This window comes from Enterobacter cloacae complex sp. P24RS (assembly GCF_014982165.1).
GTDB classification, from domain to species: Bacteria; Pseudomonadota; Gammaproteobacteria; order Enterobacterales; family Enterobacteriaceae; genus Enterobacter; species Enterobacter quasihormaechei.
Window position 1 is genome coordinate 49,467 of record NZ_JADCKU010000002.1, and the last position, 17,858, is coordinate 67,324.

Here is a 17,858-nt window from a genome sequence, read left to right on the forward strand (position 1 = left end):
GGTGGCGCTAACGCTTACCCGGCCTACGATGTTCTCCCTCTCGCCATGGGGTAGGGACGGGGTGAGGGCATCAGGCCGCACCTGACTACCGACTCTGCTTTCTCAACAGATAAATAAAGTACGGCGCGCCGATGAAGGTCGACAGCAGGCCCGCCGGGATCTGATACGGGAACAGCACCATCCTTCCGCACCAGTCAGCAAAGACCAGAATCGCCCCGCCCGTCAGCGCAGACATGACGATATGCGGCATTGTCCGGCGAAAGCCCATCATACGGGCGATGTGAGGCGCCATTAATCCAACAAAACTGAGCGGGCCGATAGTCATGGTGGCCGTCGCCGTCAGGCACGCGGCCAGCAGCAGCAGGGCGATACGCGTTGGCGTCAGCGCCAGCCCGACCGCGCGCGCGGTGTCACCGCCCAGCGGCAGAATGGTCATCCAGCGACGGCACAGCGGCACTATCGCCAGCAGCACGACCATCACGATCCCCGTATGCACCACCTGGCTGCCGGTGGCGTTGTACGTTGAACCGGAAATCCAGGTCAGGATCTGCGCCATGCGCGGATCGCCGCTCGCCTGCAACATCATCAGCAGCATGGTAAACGCGGTGCTGAGCGCCATCCCGGCCAGCAGCATACGATGAGGCGAGAATCCGCCCCGCCCGGAGGCGATCAGGATAATCATCAGCGTCGCCGCCGCACCGATACTGCCGGCAGGCATCAGCCAGCCGAACGCATTTCCCGGCACGAGGAACAGCATCAACACCACCCCAAACGCGGCACCGGAGCTGATCCCCAGAACTTCCGGGCTTGCCATCGGGTTCCCGGTCAGGCGCTGGATAATACAGCCCGCCACCGCCAGCATCACGCCAGCAATCAGTGCGGAGAAGATCCGCGGCCAGCGCCACTGCATAAGTTCATTCAGTAAATCACCGGTAGCCCAGTGCCAGCCGGTAGCGTCGCGCCCCAGCGAGAGCGCGGCGAACGAAGCGATCGCCAGCACCGCCAGCCCGGCAAGGCTGAACCACACTATCGACTGACGTTCTGCCGAGACCTTATCCCCAGCGTCCATCGCCGGCGCGCTAATGCTGCGCAGGCGCGGCAGCAGCCAGAGCAGTAGCGGCGCGCCGATAAGGGCCGTCACCGACCCCGTGGAGACCTCCATCCAGACGCGCGCCAGCCAGAGAATGAGCTGATCGGAAAGCCAGAGGATCAGCGCGCCAATCAGCGGCGCCAGCATCAGGCGCGCCAGAAGACGGCGCGCGCCAAGCATTTTCGCCAGCAGCGGCGCAAACAGGCCGATAAACCCGATGATGCCGACGGCGTTAACCAACAGCGCGCTCAGCACAATCGCCAGCGTCAGGGCAGCCAGGCGGGCCAGCGACAGCGCCAGCCCCAGGTTGCGCGCCACGCCGTCATCCAGCCCCATCAGCGTGAGCGGGCGCAGCAGCAGCAGCGTGAGCACCACGCCGCCAAACAGCTGCGGCCACAGGCGCTGGACGATACTCCAGTCGGTCTGGGTGAGCGTACCGGTGCTCCACATAAACATGCTTTGCAGCTGGTCGTGGTGAAACAGCACCAGAAGCTGGTTGATTGCACCACAGTAGAGGCTGACGACCAGCCCGGCGAGGATCAGCGTGACCGGCGAGAGACGTTTTCCCCAGGCCACGCCAAAGACCAGCGCGCCCACGACGCAGGCGCCTGCCAGCGCGGCAAACTGCGAGGTTAACGCCCCCGGCAGGGTCCAGAGGGTGGTGATGGTGATCCCCAGCTGTGCACCCGTCGCCACGCCCAGCGTGGTGGGCTCCGCCAGCGGGTTACGCAGCACCTGCTGGAACAGCACGCCCACCAGTCCCAGCCCCGCGCCGACCAGCAAGGAGATGCTAAGACGCGGCAGCAGGCTGTAGTGGAAGAGCATCTGCTGAATATTGTCGATATCCGGAGCGGCAAACGCGGCCGCCCACTGCTCGCGCGGCAGTGCCGTGGAGAGGTTGAACCCGGTTAGCGCCAGCGCCGCCAGAAAAATCAGCCCCAGCAGCAGCGCCGGGAAACGGGCAATACGCGTACTCATGCTCTGCCCCCCATCACGTTGTCCAGCACGCGGGCAAAGTGCATTGCCGACAGCGTCGCGCCGTAAAACCATACCGCAGGAGCGCGCAGGAAGCGCTGCTCGCGAACGAACGGCATCGCCTGCCAGAGCGGGGTTGCCATCAGGGTTTGCATTTCACGCTCGTTGCCGTGGTCAAAGCACAGCACGTCGACGTCGCGAAACGCCGCCAGGCGGTCGATGCCCACGGCGGTGCTTCCCCAGAACGTCATCTCGCCTTCCCAGGCGTTGCGAATGCCGAAGCTGTCGAGCACTTCCTGGAACAGGCAGTTTTTGCCAAAGACCAGCATATGGCGGGCGTCCAGCAGCGTCACCATCAGCAGAGGCCGGTCGCCTCGGCGGGCAAAGCGCGGCTTAAGGGACTCAATCAGCGCATCAAACTCATCGAGATGCTGTTTTGCTTCCGCTTCCCGGTTGAGGAACTGGGCCATCTCGTGGATAGACTTTTTTGCCATGGTCAGCGGCTTTTTACCGTCGCTAAAGGAAAAGCCTCGTCCCGGCGCAATCTTCGCCATGATCTCTTCCGACGGGCCATACCCCGCAGACCAGAACAAATAAGACGGTTTCATCTGCGTGAGAAGCTCAAGGTTTGGCTCTGTGCGCAGACCGATATCAATGACGGAGTCCGGCAGTTTTGGCTCATTCACCCACAGGGTGTAGTTGGGAATGTCGGCCACGCCGTAGGGTGTGATACCCAGGGCCATCATCAGCTCGACGGGTAACCACTCCAGCGCCACGATGCGGTGCGGATCGATAGCGGCGGCGCGGGCCGGGGCCATCTTCAACAGCAGCGGCGAGAGCGCCATGGCCGTCAGCAGGCGACGGCGGCTAATGTATGTTGAATGCAGCATCAGTAAACAAAGCTCACGGGAGCGGCCCCGGCAGGGTGAGGCAGGATCCCCATTGGAATACCGTAGATATGCTCCAGCGTTTCGCTGCGCATCAGCTCGTCAGGCGTGCCCTGAGCGATCATTTCACCGCCGCGCAGCGCCACCAGATAGTCGCAATAGCGCGCCGCCATATTGATGTCATGCAGAACGGCAATCACCGTCAGGCCGCGCTGCTGGCTTAAGCGATGCACCAGCGCCAGCACGTCAACCTGATGGGCAATATCCAGCGCCGAGGTAGGTTCGTCGAGCAGCAGGCAGCGGCTGTCCTGCGCCACCAGCATTGCAATCCACGCGCGCTGACGCTCGCCGCCGGACAGGCTATCCACCAGACGGTGCGCCAGCGGTTTGAGCCCAACCAGCGCAATCGCCTCTTCCACTTTCTCTCTGTCAGCGACGCCAAAACGCCCGAGCGCACCGTGCCACGGATAACGTCCAATCGCCACCAGCTCGCGCACCGTCATTCCTTCCGCCTGCGGCAGCTGCTGCGGCAGATAGGCCACCTTGCGGGCAAAGGCCTTACTGCTCCAGCTTGCCAGCGGATGGTCATCCAGCAGAATGTCGCCCTCGGACGGCGGCTGATGGCGGCCCAACATCTTGAGCAGGGTCGATTTACCAGAACCATTGTGGCCGATTAAGCCGGTAACTTTACCTGCGGGAAAGGTCAAAGAGAGCGGATGCAACAAGGTACGCCCGGGTACGCGAAAGGAGAGATTGTTGAGCGTGAAGGTGGAGTCGGATTGCGTTTTATTATCCTGCATGTCAGCCAACTTAAATAAAAAGGGCACGGCGAACCGTGCCCATAAAGAGGTTAGAAGCGGAAGGTCGCGGTGGCGACAACCTGGCGTCCTGCTCCCCAGTAGCATGCATACTCGCTGTAGCAGCTGGAGACGTACTCGCGGTCAAAGATGTTGTTCACGTTGACGCCGACGGAAGAGCCCGGCAGACCAAAGCGTGCCAGATCGTATTTCACCGTCGCATCCGCCAGAGCATAGCCCGCAACGTTAAAGGACTCATAGGCTTTAGGCGACGCCGAAGAGTAGTAGGAAACGGTGTCACCGATATAACGCGCGCCCGCACCGACGGTCAGGCCGCTCAGCGCAGTCTCGTGGAAGGTGTAATCTGCCCACAGAGACGCCATGTTGCGCGGCACTTCCGCCGGACGACGTCCTTCATACCAGGTATCGTGGGTATATTCCGCATCGGTATAGCTGTAGGCCGCCGTCACGTTCACGTTAGCCGACACCGCCGCTTTCGCTTCCAGCTCAAAGCCACGGGAGCGAATTTCACCGCCCTGCACGCTAAAGCCGCTGGTCGGGTTCGCCGGATCGGCGGTCAGGTTGTTGTTTTTGGTCAGCTGGTATACCGCTGCCGTCACTACAACAGGCAGATCTTTCGGCACATACTTCACGCCCGCTTCATACTGCTTGCCGCGAGCCGGATCGAACGGTTTGCCGCCCTGGGTGGTACCCGAAATAGGCTCGAAGGATTCGCTGTAGCTGAAGTATGGGGTGATCCCGTTGTCGAACAGGTAGTTAATCCCCCCGCGCCAGGTGAATGCCCGATCGTTGATTTCCGCAGTGGTCCCGTTATTACGGTTAAAGGCAGACGTTTTCGCAAAGTCATAGCGGCCACCCATGGTGAGTACCCACTTATCCCATTCCGCCTGATCCTGCGCATAGAGCCCGGTCTGCTCCTGGCGATTGAGCATGGCATACGGGAAGTTCACATTGACGTTCGCGTTGCCGTGCTGCGGATTATTCATGCTGATGGGATCGGCAGTGCCGTAGTCAGCATCGATGTCATTGCGCATGCGAAGGTAATCCACACCCGTCAGCAGCGTATGGTCAACGGCGCCGGTCGCGAATTTTGACTGGAGTTGGGTATCAACCGTAAACGAGTTAAGGTCTTCATCAGAACGTACATACGCACGGCTGATCTGGGCCGGGGCGATATAGCCGTTACCGTAAACTGAACGGTAAAGCGTGTTGATTTTGGTGTACCGCAGGTTCTGGCGCACGGTGAAGGTGTCGTTAAATTCATGCGCGAAGCTATACCCCACCATTTTCTGACGGCGGGAGATCTTGTTGTCTTCATCGCCTTCGTTGAAGTCGGTCGGCAGCTTATGCGCCTTTCCGGCTGCATCATAGTAAGGCACGACCGTACCTTCACGCGGCAGCCAGCCGTAGTAACCTGCATCCGGATCGCTCTGGAAGTTGCTCAGGAAAGTGAAGTCGGTTTTATCATCGGGGCGCCAGCTGAAAGACGGCGCAATCGCGTAACGAGTAGACTTCACCATATCCTGCTGCGCGTTCTCGCTGCGTCCCAGGCCGGTCAGACGGTATGACCACACGCCGTTATCGTCAATCGCGTCGCTGAAATCAAACCCGGTCTGCCAGAGGTTATCCGTCCCCATTTTGAACTGAATTTCTTTCAACGGTTCAGTAGTCGGACGCTTGCTGACCATGCTTACCACGCCGCCCGGATGGCTTTTACCATACAGTACGGACGTCGGGCCACGCAGCAGCTCTACGCGCTCAAGGAAGTACGGATCCATGGACGCTTCAGAGTAGTTGTCCCCCTGCAACTTCATACCATCCAGATACTGGTTGGTATTCACGGTGCTGGAGGTAGTGAAACCACGAATCGAAACCACATCGTAAGTTGTGGATGAGCCGCGCGTTGCGAAAACGCTTGGGGTATAGGCCAACGCCTGTTTAACCGTCCCCGGCTGTTTCATGTCCATCTCTTCGCGTGTTACCACGGAAATAGACTGCGGAGTTTTCTCAATCGGCGTATCGGTTTTCGTCGCCGTTGCGGTACGTTTTGCCGCAATCGTCGGTGCAGGCCCCCAGGCACTTTCCTGTGCAGCCGGTGCGGCAGTCACGGTGATGGTTTCTTCTTTCTTGGGGGTTTCAGCGGCCTGTGCGTAAGCAGACATGCCGGCAACCGCTGTGGCTACGACGGCTGCGATTTTACGCAGCGACGTGTTAATTGGCTGAGCAGTATTGGAAAGCGCCATGATGGATCTCTGATGAAAAAGGTGAATGATAACGTAAACGAGAATTATTATTATGACCGCAGAATAATATGCGAAACGCTGACGGCATAGCAAGCGATATGCGGCCCTACAAGAATTGAGGGTTTAAGAAATAACCAGATGAAAAGAGAGGGTTAAAAAGTGTAGCGAAATGATCGCAAAAACCCGCGCGGGCGGGCGGCGATCAGCGATAAAAAAGTTCAAAAGTAGCAACCGCATCAACCTTGCCGGCTTTCACCTCTCCCGTTTTGACGTAGCGCGCTTTCAGCGGAATTTCCACGGGCACGTTATCCTGCGTGCTGGTTATCGCCGTATAGCTATGGTCGAATTGCAGCACCGTATTATTGCCGTCCAGAATCTGGATCCCGACTCCCGCGGCGGCATGATCCCCGGCGGCAATGCCTAACGTATTCCCGTTTGTAACGCCCGTCGATCCTATGCTCGTAAACTGATAATCCACCTTTGTGCCTGCCGCACACTCGCTTATCTCAATTTTAAAGCTGTTGTCGGTCAGCACGTCGGTGTACTGGCCGGTGAAATCCTGCGTATTAACGGTCTTCAGCGGGACGTAAATATTCCGGTCGACCAGGTTACAGGTATTGGTCGTAATGCGCACGCTGGTGGGCGAGAAGCGCATTTCGCCGATAACCGCGCCGCCCAGCGTATCCTGCGCGGTTAATCGTCCGGTATCGAGGTTGCCCTCTTCAACATTCCCGATCACCAGCAGCTGCGCGGCGGCGCGGAAGGTCAATACCTGATGCGAATAACCATGCATGGTTCCCAGAAAGTCCCATGGGCGCACGAGATCGCCTGACGTATAGCTGGGGTGCTTTTCCGTGGATGAGGCAGCGCGGATCCCGATTCCCGGCACGTTGGTTCTGTACACGCCGGGCATGACGTCTTCGCGCGCGTCGGCGCTGGTGATGGACAAATAGCCGCGGCGGATCTGGGCGTCGGCGCCACCGCAATCCACGGTAATTTCATTACTTTCAACGCTACCGTCATAAATCACGGTGCCCACCGGCGCGTCAGGCGCGACGGCGATGACCGCAGGCAGCTGGAACGTGACGACCCCGTCGTTGCCCTCGCCGCCGCTAAAGCTACAGTTGGCGCTCGCCGGGTGAATAAAGACAACCGCGCCCAGCGCCAGCGCGCAGGCGATAAGCGAGGAAAATGAAAAACGTAGACGCATTGTTTCACCCATTTTATTGGCAGTTTACCGTTGTTTTAAAAATGCCTGTCGCGCCGTCGGCGGGCACGTCGAGCGTGCCGCGGCACTGCGCGTCCCCCTCTTCTCCCCACTGCACGTTAAACGCTGTGCTGCCGCGCAGCCCGGTTAAATACACTTCCCCTTCGTCTCCCACGATGGCGGTCGCGTTTTGCAGGGCGAGTACGGCCCCGAACGGCACGGCCTTGCCCCGATGAAGCAACATGACCAGCGCCCGCCGCCCGACGCGCGCGTCGAACGTTGCGGCCAGCGCCGCCCCTTTCGTCGGGACAAGATCCTGCGTCGCGGCCTCAATGTCGATATCGTCCCGATCCTGGGTATTTACCGTGATGACGTTATGCCGGTAGGCGGTCAGCGACGGGACAACCGCGTTGCCAAAGCGATCGGTTGAAATACCCCGGCCGTTCTGAACCTTAACGTTGTCGCCGCCCTCGATATGCACAACGGCGAACGCGTCGCGGACCGTCTGCCCTAAGGTCACGCCATGTTCATGCGCCACGACGGAGCCCTGTGCGCTGTAGTTCCACTGCCGGTTATCACCGCCATAGCTGTACCCCAGCCCCAGATCGCCGGAGGCTCCCCGATAGCGGCCGGACAGGCTGCCGCCGTAGCCGGTATCATGATTAGCGTACGTCTGCTGAAGGCTGTAGCTGAGCTTATTATCCTCAAGCGCGGTGCCGCCAAGCCCCACCTGATGCGAGACAAAACCTCCGCTGGCGGTGTTGACGCTGTAGCTCGCCCAGGCGTTGGGTAGCCAGTGGGAGAAGGGAATATTCAGCGTCAGGGCCATCTGCCGGTCAGCATCCGCATCGGGCGTCCGGGTCAGGCTGTAGCTTAATGACCAGGAGATATCGCGCCAGCTGGAGCTCAGCCCGGCACTGACGCTGCGCTCGCGGCCATCCATGTCCCAGTAATCCTGCTGATAGGTGTTCAGGTAAGCCGACCCCCAGTCCGAAAGGCGCTGAGAAAGGTTAAGCTGCATACGGCTTCGCCGGTTGTTGGTCAGGCGATAGGTATAAATCCCGTCGTCAATCTCACCGTCGCGCTGGTCGATTGCCTCCTGAAAGGTGTAAAAACCGGCGGTGGAGTAGCGGTAGCTGGCAAGCGTGACGGTGGTATTCGTATCCGGAATATCTTTCGCATATTGCGCGCGCCAGGATAATCCGCTCGCGTCATCACGACCGTCATCAAAAGCGGTGCGGGCACCCGTGACATCCACCGATGCCGAACCGAAGCGCCCCAAATCCGCCCCCGCCCCGACCAGCGCCGCGTGATACTGCGACGCACCCAGCACGCCGGTATAGGCCGTTATGCCATACGGAAAGCCATAGATCGCCGTTCCCTGGGCAAACGCAGGCGTATCCTCGCCCTCGCTGCCGCGATAGCGCCCCATCGCCAGAGAATATTTCAGGTTTCCTTCGCGCTGGAGCACCGGCACCGACGCGCTGGCCTGGATAAAGCTGTGCTCGCTGCCATCCGCTTCTTCAACGGTCACTTCCAGATCGGCGCCCGACGCCACCTGGCTCAAATCACGGATCGCGAACGGCCCCGGCGAGACGTTGCTCTGGTAAATCGTGTAGCCGTTTTGCTTCACGGTGACCTTCGCGTCGCTGTTCGCAATGCCGCGTATGACCGGAGCAAAACCCTGCTGGCCGGTGGGAAGCATGGACGTGTCGGTCTCGAGCTTCATCCCGGTCATTTGAATGCTGTCGAAAAGTTCACCGTTGGTATAGGTCTGGCCAATCTCCATCTGGCTTTGCAGCGGCTTAACGTCGCGCTGTAGCGTGGTGGCGATAGCGTCCCAGCCGGCGGTATCGCTCCAGGTACTGTTGTTGCGCAGGCGCCATGCGCCCACGTTAATACCGGAGTCCAGGCCCAGCCAGGTTGACGAGGTATTGCCCCCGCTATAGCGCTGCTGCGAACCGCTAAGCTGGTAGCTGGTCCAGGCCGCCGGAGCACCGTCATCCCACAGCTTAGGGCTGATGGCCCCCGCCGTCGCCCGATCGCGGTACATCTGGGGGATAACCAGCGTCAGCGTCTGATTATCCTGATTAAATTCGTAGCGGGCATTTTTTATAAAACGGGAGATATCGTCGATGCGCGCCGCGTCGTCCAGCCCGGCCATATCGGCAATGGCATCCACCTTTACCCCCAGCGCGCGCAGCTCGGCTTTGGTCAGCTCAGGCAGCAGGCGCTGTTTGTCCGCCGAGAGAACATACGTTACGGGGCGCTTATCCAGAACATCCCCGTCCCAGAGGATCGTGGTCTGGTAACTGCCGGGCATCAGGCCGTTATCATTGATGAAATTTTTCAGCGTCGCGGTATTTTCAAGCGGCGTATCCAGCTCCAGAATCCGCAGGTTGAAGTCGTCATCAGCCGCGGCAGGCTGGATCGCGGCCAGCAATGCCAGCGCGATCCCCTTCAGAACCTGTTTGAGCCGTGACGATGATGACATACGATACCAGCATGATCGGTTTACAGTGCCTGACTGCGTTGAGGGGTTTGCGCGCCGAAATCGTTGATTGCCGTCCACGTCACGGCACCTTTTGCCGAACCGGGCAGGGCGAAACGCTGCTCGCTGAATGGCGCAACCATCATGGAAATCGCTCCCGGCATGGCTTTGTTATCCACCACCGGCACGCTTTTGCCGCCAACGGCCAGCTCGCCAAATGAGACGTAAAAAGGCGTGGAATTTTTTGCAATCAGAGTGTCACCCTGACGGCGAAACGTGATTTTTTCAAAGGCGTGCAGAGCGTCCGTTTCTTTCAGTTGCGCAGGGCGCCAGAACAGCTTCAGACGCGTCTTCATCGCAAACTGAAGGGTATTCTTATCTTTTAATTCCGGCGATAAGGCCGAAACGGATTTAACGTTAGCCAGAAATAGCGACTCCCGATCCGCAGGCAGGCTTTTTTTATCGCCGGTAAAAATAATATGTAAAAGCGTCTGGCGATTTCCCTGTAATTTATACACGGGAGGCGTGATAACAAAGGGGGCTTTCGCATTATCGGGATAGCTCACCCAGCTCTGTACCAGATAACGCGTATGAGGATCTTTATTTTTGAGGGCAATTTGCACTTCAGACTTATTCGATGGATAAACGATTCGCGTTCCACCGAGAACCACGCTGGCCTGCGCTGTACAGCAGGAAATAACCAGGCAGCCGCATAACACTTTAATTAAATGTTTCATCCTGCGTTCCAGAAGGCAGCCTTTTCAGGCTGCCTGATTTTTTTTAGCGATAAACAACCTCGAACGTGGCAGAGGAGGCATAATGACCCGCCGTTGGCGCGTCTTCTCCAGCCTGAATAACCTTCGCGGTGTAGTTAAAGACGGAAGCAGCCTGTCCCGTCGCATCGTTCGCAACGTCAGTGCCCGCGTTAGGGGTAGATCCGTCAAAAATCACGTCCCCTTTCGTGCCATTCTCATTGCTGACGATAATACCGACGTTGGTGGCATTACCTACACCGGTCAGATCGTTCTGAAGACGTTTGTAGGCGGCGTCCGTGGTGGAGCCGCTGAACTTCAGGTTCAGTTTTGCGACCAGCGGGTCACATTTCTTCACCTCAATTTTGAACGCTTTTGACGTTCCCACCGAGCCGTCGCCGCTATAATCCGAAGGATAGGTATCGGCAAACGTTACTGTCGATGCATTCGTACCGGTGCCATCAACGTTAATTTCGCAGGTATCCGCAACAATTTTTCCGGCAAAGTTCACCGTGCCGGAATCATTCGATGCCAAAACCGGAAGCGACAGCGCCGCCAAAATGCTTCCGCCCAGTAAAGAAGTAATAATATATTTACGCATAACAATATCCTTATATTTGCTGATGAAGGTATCCATTCCCGGCAAAGCGAATTTGCATCAGAATGTCAGGTAAAGCGAGACATCATTCATTTTCCGACACCTATTAATAAGAATGTCCTGATGAATGATGAATTTCATGGCGGGATTACATCAGATTATTCTTTATCATGTCCAGCGTGCAAAAGGGTAAAATCGGTCACGATTATTATAACCCCCTGATTTATAAAACTAGTCTATAAGATTAATAATTCTACATTCAGTATTTAATAATTATACTAAAGCAACGGAGGGAAATAAAAAAAAGCCGCTTTACGAGAAAGCGGCTTTTAAATTCAGGGAATTAATTAATTTCCGCCGAACATGTCTTTGATCCAGCCGGCGACGCCGTCGCTGTCTTTCTTCTCGTCCTGCTGCTGCGGCTGTTGCTGCTGCGGCTGCTGAGGCTGAGAAGACTGGTCAAACGGATTGCCCGTTGGCTGCTCAGGCTGGCTTTGCTGACACAGCGCATCCGGATTGGTCGTCCAGACCGGCAGCGAACGCACGCCGCCGCCGCAGATGAAGTTACCTGAGCTGTCCACGCCCATATCGACGATATCTTCCGGCGCAACGAGGTTCAGCGGCACCGGAGACTGATTTGCCAGATAGCGCTGGTAAATCGACATTGCACCGCTTGCACCATACAGTTTGGTCGGCTGGTTGTTGTCGCGACCCACCCAGGTGATCACCACTTCACGGCCGTCAATACCGGCAAACCAGGTATCAACGTTGTTGTTGGTGGTCCCGGTTTTACCTGCCAGATGCAGACCCGGATACTTCGCCCCCAGCTGACGCCCGGTACCGCGCTGTACAACCTGCTGCATCGTCCATAACGTCATATAGGCTGCCTGCGCCGGAACCGCGCGCTCAGCCTGCGGGAAGCTTTGATACAGCACGGAGCCATCTTCCGCTATCACCGAACGCAGGGCGGAAAGCGGAGCACGATTACCGCCGCTGGCAATGGTCTGGAACGCCTGGGCTACTTCGATTGGCGTCAGGTTAAGCGCCCCCAGGATCATGGCCGGAACAGGGTGCAGCTGATCTTTCGGCACGCCCAGCTTCTGCCAGGTATCGGTGATGGCCGGCAGGCCCAGCGCCATCCCGAGGTTAACCGTCGGCACGTTCATTGAGCGGGTTAACGCATCCACCAGCATCACCTGACCGCTGAACTGCTTATCGTCGTTCTGTGGAGACCATACCTGACCGTTAGGCTGGCGCAGGGAGATAGGCGCATCGGCAATCCAGGTGTTCAGGCGATAGAGGTTCGGCTGGCTCAGCGCGGTCAGATAGGTCGCCGGTTTTGCCAGAGAACCAATCGAACGACGCGCCTGCATCGCACGGTTATAGCCCGCATACTGCGGCTCGGCACCGCCCACCATGGCGCGAACTTCACCGGTGTTGCGGTCAACCACCACCATCGCGGTTTCCAGATCGCTCAGCTTACGCTGCTTCTTCAGAACCGGAATACCTTCCACCGCCGCTTTTTCTGCCGCATCCTGCGCCACGGAGTCAAAGGTGGTAAAGATCTTCACTCCGGAGAGATCTTTTACTTTATCTCCGAGCTTAGATTGCAGCTCCTGACGCACCATCTGCATAAAGGCAGGCTGCGGGGAGATCACCCCACCGCGCGGCTGAACGCCCAGCGGACGCGCGCTCAGCATGTCGTACAGCTCCTGGTCAATCACCTGCTGCTGTTGCAGCAGACGCAGCACCAGATTACGACGCTCCAGCGCCAGTTTCGGGTTGCGCCACGGGTTATAGATTGACGCCCCTTTAACCATGCCCACCAGCAGCGCCTGCTGATCAAGGCTCAGCTCTTCCACCGGACGGCCAAAGTAGTACAGGCTCGCCAGCGGGAAGCCGCGGATTTCGTTATCGCCGCTCTGGCCGAGGTACACCTCGTTCATGTACAGCTCAAGGATACGATCCTTGCTGTAGCGCGCATCCATCAGCACGGCCATGTACGCTTCGTTGGCTTTACGCCAGTAAGAGCGCTCGCTGGAGAGGAACAGGTTTTTCACCAGCTGCTGGGTAAGCGTACTCGCCCCCTGCACCGTACGCCCGGCGGTCAGGTTCGCCAGCACCGCACGGCCAATGGAGTAGAGGCTGATACCGTCGTGCTCGTAGAAGTGACGGTCTTCGGTTGCCAGCAGGGTATCCACCAGCAGATCCGGGAAGCCGTTACGCGCCACGAACAGGCGCTGTTCGCCGTTTGCGGACGACAGCATGGTGATCAGGCGCGGATCGAGACGGAAGAAACCGAACTGGCGGTCGTTATCCATGTTCTCAATGGTTTCCAGGCGATCGCCGTCAAAGGTCAGACGCGCGCGCACCTGGCCCTCTTTGCTGTCCGGGAAGTCGAACGGACGGCGGATCATCTCAATGCTTTTCGCCTGGACGGTAAATTCGCCCGGACGGGTCATTTTCGTGACCTGACGATACTGCGTAGCTTGCAGCAGTTTCACCATCTCGTTTTTGCTGATGGACATGTCCGGCTCAAGGTTCACCATGCGACCATACACTGCCGCCGGCAATTGCCAGACTTTCCCGTCGATACGACTGCGGATCTTCTGATCCAGATACACGCCGTAAATCGCGATCAGAACAACAAAAACAATGAACAGCTTCAGCAGCAGCCAGAACCAGCCGCGCTTCCCACGAGGCTTACGCCCTTTGCCTTTCCCTTTACGCGGCATCGGTTCTTCATCCTCATAATCGTCTTCATAGTCATCGTCATACTCCTCATCTCTGAGGCGACGACGGCTTACCTTTTCTTTCGCCGGACGCGCTGGCTTTCCCTTACGTCCTATTGGCTCGCGGTCATTCCCCGCCATGCTTTTTCTCCGCAACATTCAGGCGCAAAGGCCAGATTTTCTTATCTTGCACAGGTCAGTGAAAGAAGAAATCTCTCAAAGTTTGTTTCTCCCCTCTCCCCGTGGTAGAAGGCCGGGGTGAGGGCATCAGGCCGCCCTCCCCTTTTCGATTCATCACGAATATTTCTTCGTGCGCCGCGTCGGCGCGGTATTCGCCGGATCGTCCGGCCAGACGTGTTTGGGGTACCGCCCTTTCATCTCTTTCTGCACGTCACGATAGCTCCCCGCCCAGAACGCGCCCAGATCGCGGGTGATCTGCAAGGGACGATGCGCGGGCGAAAGCAGCTCAAGCACCAACGGCACACGCCCTTCAGCGATCGACGGCGTGGTGGCCTCACCAAACATCTCCTGCATCCGAACCGCCAGCGCCGGAGGATTATCCTCATGATAACGAATAGCAATCCGGCTCCCGGTTGGCACAGTGTAATGCCCAGGCAGTTCACTATCCAGACGTTGACGTAACGACCAGTCCAGTAAATTCTGTAACGCTGCCTTAACATCAAGCGCCTTAAGGGCGCGCAGCGAGTGCACGCCGCTCATTTGCGGCAGCAGCCACTGTTCAAGCGTCGCGAGCAGGGTATCGTCATCCACCGCCGGCCAGCCGTACGCCGGCAGCCATTTCGCGGCGCAGTGCAGACGAATACGGTACTGCTCCGCCTCCGGTGTCCAGTTCAGAACGCTCAGCCCTTTTTCACGAATGCCGTTCAGCATCGCCTGGTGTAACTCTTCTTCCGACGGCTTCGCCAGCGGTGTCGTCCCGAGCGTCAGTTTACCAATCTGACTACGACGGAATGCCTTCAGCGTACCCTGGGCATCATCCCATTCGACAATGTCAGATTGCTGAAGCAGCTGCGGGCAGGCACGCGTCAGGGCGTCAATATCCACCGCAATCGCCTGCAAAATGCGCGCATCCGGGGAATGGCTGCCCTGTAGCAGCAAAGGGGCAATGAGCCATTCATGACGCGTCAGGGCATCATCGCTGTCGAGCATCGCGCCCATCCCGTTTGCCAGCTGATAGCGGCCGTCAAGTCCGCGGCGGCGCGCAATCCTGTCCGGAAAAGCCTGTGCCAGCAGAGAAGTCATTTTATCGCTGTCAGGCGATCCTCCCCGGCACTTCAGGCGATGACATAGCTGCTGTGCCCGCTGCTGCCAGTTTCCCTGATTGCGTGAAAAGGCCTGCCCCAGATCGCTGCCGCCGCCGCGCGGCGGCTCCTCAAGAATAGCCGCCAGTTTCGCCGCCGTGGCAATTTCATCTTCGCCCTGCGCGGCCACCAGCATCGCTGCCAGTCGCGGATCGTTGCCCAGTTCCGCCATTTTCTGGCCGCGCGCCGTCAGACGTTCACCTTCCAGCGCGCCAAGCTGGGTCAGCAGGCTGCGCGCGGCGGTGAGGTTCACGACAGGCGGAGGATTAAGCCAGGTGAGCTGGTCAGGATCCGGGCAGCCCCACTGCATCAGATCCATCACCAGCCCGGAGAGATCGCTTTGTAAAATTTCAGGCGTGCTTTGTAGTGCCGCACGCTCCGCCTGCTCGGCGCTGGTTAAATGCAGACAAATACCCGGCTCAAGACGCCCGGCTCGCCCTGCGCGCTGCACCATCGAGGCCTGGCTAATGCGCTGCGTCAGCAGCCTGGTCAGCCCGGTGCGCGGATCAAAGCTGGCGACCCTCTCCTGCGTACTGTCCACCACAAGGCGAATGCCTTCGATGGTCAAACTGGTTTCGGCAATATTGGTCGCCAGCACCACTTTGCGCTGCCCCGCCGGGGCGGGAAGGATTGCTTTGCGCTGGTCGCTTAACGACAGGGCGCCATACAGCGGACAAAGCGCAACATCGCTGCTCACCCGTGACGCCAGCTGTTCCTGTACGCGCTGGATTTCACCTACGCCGGGTAAAAACAGCAGCAGCGAGCCGGGCTCCTGGCGGAGCAGTTCGGCGGTGGCGATGGCAACGGCTTCGTCAACGCGCTGATGGGCAGGCAGCGGCTGATAGCGGCGCTCAACCGGAAAGGCTCGTCCTTCGGAGGCAATCATCGGCGCGTCGGGGAGCGTCTGCCGGAGCCGCTCGTTATCCAGCGTCGCCGACATAATCAGCAGGCGAAGGTCGTCGCGCAGCCCCTGCTGAACGTCGAGCAGCAGCGCAAGAGCCAGATCGGCCTGTAGGCTGCGCTCGTGAAATTCATCAAGGATCACCAGCACGACGCCGGTCAGCTCCGGATCGTTTTGCAGCATGCGGGTGAGAATGCCTTCGGTGACCACCTCCAGCCGCGTGGACGCGCCAACGCAGGTTTCGGCGCGCATCCGGTACCCTACCGTCTCGCCCGGTTTTTCATTCAGCAGTTCCGCGAGGCGCTGCGCCACGTTGCGCGCGGCCAGCCTGCGCGGCTCCAGCAGGATAATTTTCCCGCTGATGTTCCCCTCACGCAGGATTTGCAGGGGCAGCCAGGTGGATTTACCCGCTCCCGTGGGCGCGCTGAGCAAAACCTGTGGCGCATGTTCTAAGGCAGCAAGAAGCTCAGGAAGGACGACGGCAACGGGCAAAGAAGACACTTACGGCTCCAGAGGGTTAACATTAATCGGCGTACATTGTAGCATCGGCGCATATCATTACCGAGTCTTGCGCATGTCTGAGTCAAAACGGCTATTCTTCGCCATTGAATTACCCGCCTCGCTTCAACGGCAAATTGTTCGCTGGCGCGCCAGCCACTTCCCGGCAGAAGCGGGCCGCCCTGTCGCCGCCGCCAATATGCACCTGACGTTAGCGTTTCTCGGCGATGTAAGCGCTGAAAAGCAGCGCGCCTTAAGCGCACTGGCCGGACGCATTTCCCAGCCGGGGTTTACGCTGCATCTTGACGATGCCGGGCAATGGCTGCGCTCTCGGGTGGTCTGGCTGGGGACGCGTCAGCCCCCTCGCGGGCTGCTCCAGCTCGCCAGCATGCTGCGGGCGCAGGCCGCGCGCAGCGGCTGTTACCAGAGCCCGCAGCCGTTTCATCCCCACATTACCCTGCTGCGCGATGCGGGTCAGGCCGTTGCCATCCCGCCACCGGGCTTTCACTGGTCCTTTGAGGTGAAGGAATTTGCGCTTTACGAATCTGCCTTTGTACAAGGACGCACCCGCTATACTCCGCTCCAGCGCTGGACGCTGGGCGACACGCTAAGGAATCCTGATGAAGTTTAGCCCTGCACTCCAGCCCGCCACGCTGCTCCAGCGTTACAAACGCTTTCTCGCTGACGTAATCACGCCTGAGGGCGAAACGCTCACGCTGCACTGCCCTAACACCGGCGCCATGACCGGTTGCGCCACGCCGGGTGATACGGTCTGGTATTCCACTTCAGAAAATACTAAACGCAAATATCCCCATACCTGGGAAATGACCGAAACGCAAAACGGGGCATTTATTTGTGTTAATACCCTGCGCGCCAATCAGCTGGTTAAAGAATCCCTGACCCAGGGAACCCTTCCTGAACTTGTGGGTTACGGCACGCAAAAAAGCGAAGTGAAATATGGCGATGAAGGCAGCAGAATTGATTTTATGCTACAGGCGGAAGACCGGCCTGAGTGCTATATTGAAGTGAAATCAGTGACGTTAGCAGAACAGGAAAACGGCTTCTTTCCGGATGCGGTAACGCTACGTGGCCAGAAGCATCTGCGAGAGCTAATGAGTGTGGCGGCGGCGGGCAAGCGCGCCGTGTTGCTGTTTGCGGTTCTGCATTCAGCCATTGAACGGTTTTCCCCGGCCCGTCATATTGATCCTAAATACGCGCAATTGTTGAATGAGGCACAAAAGCAGGGGGTAGAGATTTTGGCTTATAAAGCGGAACTTTCTGCCGATAATATGACTCTGAGATCCTCTCTTCCCATTGTCTTATAAGGGATTAGACGATTGACTA

Annotated in this window: 12 protein-coding genes; 2 read left to right on the forward strand and 10 right to left on the reverse strand. The window is 58.4% G+C overall.

Features of this window, described 5'->3' with window-relative positions:
• Window positions 1-85: 85 nt before the first annotated feature.
• The 10 genes from fhuB to hrpB all read right to left on the reverse strand — a co-directional run bounded on the left by fhuB (window position 86) and on the right by hrpB (window position 16,517).
• Window positions 86-2,068, reverse strand: a complete 1,983-nt coding sequence (gene fhuB / locus INF58_RS01130) for a Fe(3+)-hydroxamate ABC transporter permease FhuB (protein ID WP_063867490.1) — start codon at window positions 2,066-2,068, stop codon at window positions 86-88.
• Entirely contained in the window at window positions 2,065-2,955 is an 891-nt protein-coding gene (gene fhuD / locus INF58_RS01135; RefSeq protein WP_193526819.1) for a Fe(3+)-hydroxamate ABC transporter substrate-binding protein FhuD, read from the reverse strand. The genes fhuB and fhuD overlap by 4 nt, the downstream gene beginning before the upstream one ends.
• A complete protein-coding gene (gene fhuC / locus INF58_RS01140; protein ID WP_064910115.1) occupies window positions 2,955-3,752 on the reverse strand; it encodes a Fe3+-hydroxamate ABC transporter ATP-binding protein FhuC in 798 nt (265 codons plus the stop codon). Before fhuC ends, fhuD begins: the two co-directional genes overlap by 1 nt.
• Window positions 3,753-3,802: 50 nt before the next feature.
• On the reverse strand, window positions 3,803-6,013 hold the full coding sequence (gene fhuA, locus INF58_RS01145) for a ferrichrome porin FhuA (protein ID WP_063867487.1): 2,211 nt from the start codon (window positions 6,011-6,013) through the stop codon (window positions 3,803-3,805).
• Window positions 6,014-6,215: 202 nt separating this feature from the next.
• Window positions 6,216-7,223: a fimbrial protein gene (locus INF58_RS01150; RefSeq protein WP_193526820.1), complete on the reverse strand. Its 1,008-nt coding sequence runs from the start codon at window positions 7,221-7,223 to the stop codon at window positions 6,216-6,218.
• Between the two features lie 13 nt (window positions 7,224-7,236).
• The gene (locus tag INF58_RS01155) at window positions 7,237-9,714 is read right to left on the reverse strand and encodes a fimbria/pilus outer membrane usher protein (protein WP_193526821.1); all 2,478 of its coding nucleotides are present in this window, start codon (window positions 9,712-9,714) and stop codon (window positions 7,237-7,239) included.
• A 20-nt stretch (window positions 9,715-9,734) separates the two neighbouring features.
• Window positions 9,735-10,448 (reverse strand): molecular chaperone, encoded by a 714-nt coding sequence (locus INF58_RS01160; RefSeq protein ID WP_193526822.1) that lies wholly within the window; start codon window positions 10,446-10,448, stop codon window positions 9,735-9,737.
• A gap of 43 nt (window positions 10,449-10,491) precedes the next feature.
• Window positions 10,492-11,064 carry a fimbrial protein gene (locus INF58_RS01165; protein WP_227414977.1) on the reverse strand — a complete coding sequence of 191 codons (573 nt, stop codon included), beginning with the start codon at window positions 11,062-11,064 and terminating at the stop codon, window positions 10,492-10,494.
• 344 nt (window positions 11,065-11,408) lie between these two features.
• Entirely contained in the window at window positions 11,409-13,934 is a 2,526-nt protein-coding gene (gene mrcB, locus INF58_RS01170; RefSeq protein ID WP_063450612.1) for a bifunctional glycosyl transferase/transpeptidase, read from the reverse strand.
• 153 nt (window positions 13,935-14,087) lie between these two features.
• Entirely contained in the window at window positions 14,088-16,517 is a 2,430-nt protein-coding gene (gene hrpB, locus INF58_RS01175) for an ATP-dependent helicase HrpB (protein ID WP_193526824.1), read from the reverse strand.
• Between the two features lie 73 nt (window positions 16,518-16,590).
• On the opposite strand from hrpB, the gene thpR reads away from it, so the two are divergent.
• A complete protein-coding gene (gene thpR, locus INF58_RS01180; protein WP_063450614.1) occupies window positions 16,591-17,145 on the forward strand; it encodes an RNA 2',3'-cyclic phosphodiesterase in 555 nt (184 codons plus the stop codon).
• Window positions 17,135-17,839, forward strand: coding sequence for a DNA/RNA nuclease SfsA (gene sfsA, locus INF58_RS01185; protein ID WP_193526825.1), 705 nt, complete (start codon window positions 17,135-17,137; stop codon window positions 17,837-17,839). Before thpR ends, sfsA begins: the two co-directional genes overlap by 11 nt.
• Window positions 17,840-17,858 lie beyond the last annotated feature (19 nt).

What these genes read in the sequence shown, in the direction of transcription:
- fhuB (WP_063867490.1), bottom strand. Translation starts at nt 2,068, where the DNA reads ATGAGTACGCGTATTGCCCGTTTCCCGGCGCTGCTGCTGGGGCTGATT.
- fhuD (WP_193526819.1), bottom strand. Translation starts at nt 2,955, where the DNA reads ATGCTGCATTCAACATACATTAGCCGCCGTCGCCTGCTGACGGCCATG.
- fhuC (WP_064910115.1), bottom strand. Translation starts at nt 3,752, where the DNA reads ATGCAGGATAATAAAACGCAATCCGACTCCACCTTCACGCTCAACAAT.
- fhuA (WP_063867487.1), bottom strand. Translation starts at nt 6,013, where the DNA reads ATGGCGCTTTCCAATACTGCTCAGCCAATTAACACGTCGCTGCGTAAA.
- INF58_RS01150 (WP_193526820.1), bottom strand. Translation starts at nt 7,223, where the DNA reads ATGCGTCTACGTTTTTCATTTTCCTCGCTTATCGCCTGCGCGCTGGCG.
- INF58_RS01155 (WP_193526821.1), bottom strand. Translation starts at nt 9,714, where the DNA reads ATGTCATCATCGTCACGGCTCAAACAGGTTCTGAAGGGGATCGCGCTG.
- INF58_RS01160 (WP_193526822.1), bottom strand. Translation starts at nt 10,448, where the DNA reads ATGAAACATTTAATTAAAGTGTTATGCGGCTGCCTGGTTATTTCCTGC.
- INF58_RS01165 (WP_227414977.1), bottom strand. Translation starts at nt 11,064, where the DNA reads ATGCGTAAATATATTATTACTTCTTTACTGGGCGGAAGCATTTTGGCG.
- mrcB (WP_063450612.1), bottom strand. Translation starts at nt 13,934, where the DNA reads ATGGCGGGGAATGACCGCGAGCCAATAGGACGTAAGGGAAAGCCAGCG.
- thpR (WP_063450614.1), top strand. Translation starts at nt 16,591, where the DNA reads ATGTCTGAGTCAAAACGGCTATTCTTCGCCATTGAATTACCCGCCTCG.
- sfsA (WP_193526825.1), top strand. Translation starts at nt 17,135, where the DNA reads ATGAAGTTTAGCCCTGCACTCCAGCCCGCCACGCTGCTCCAGCGTTAC.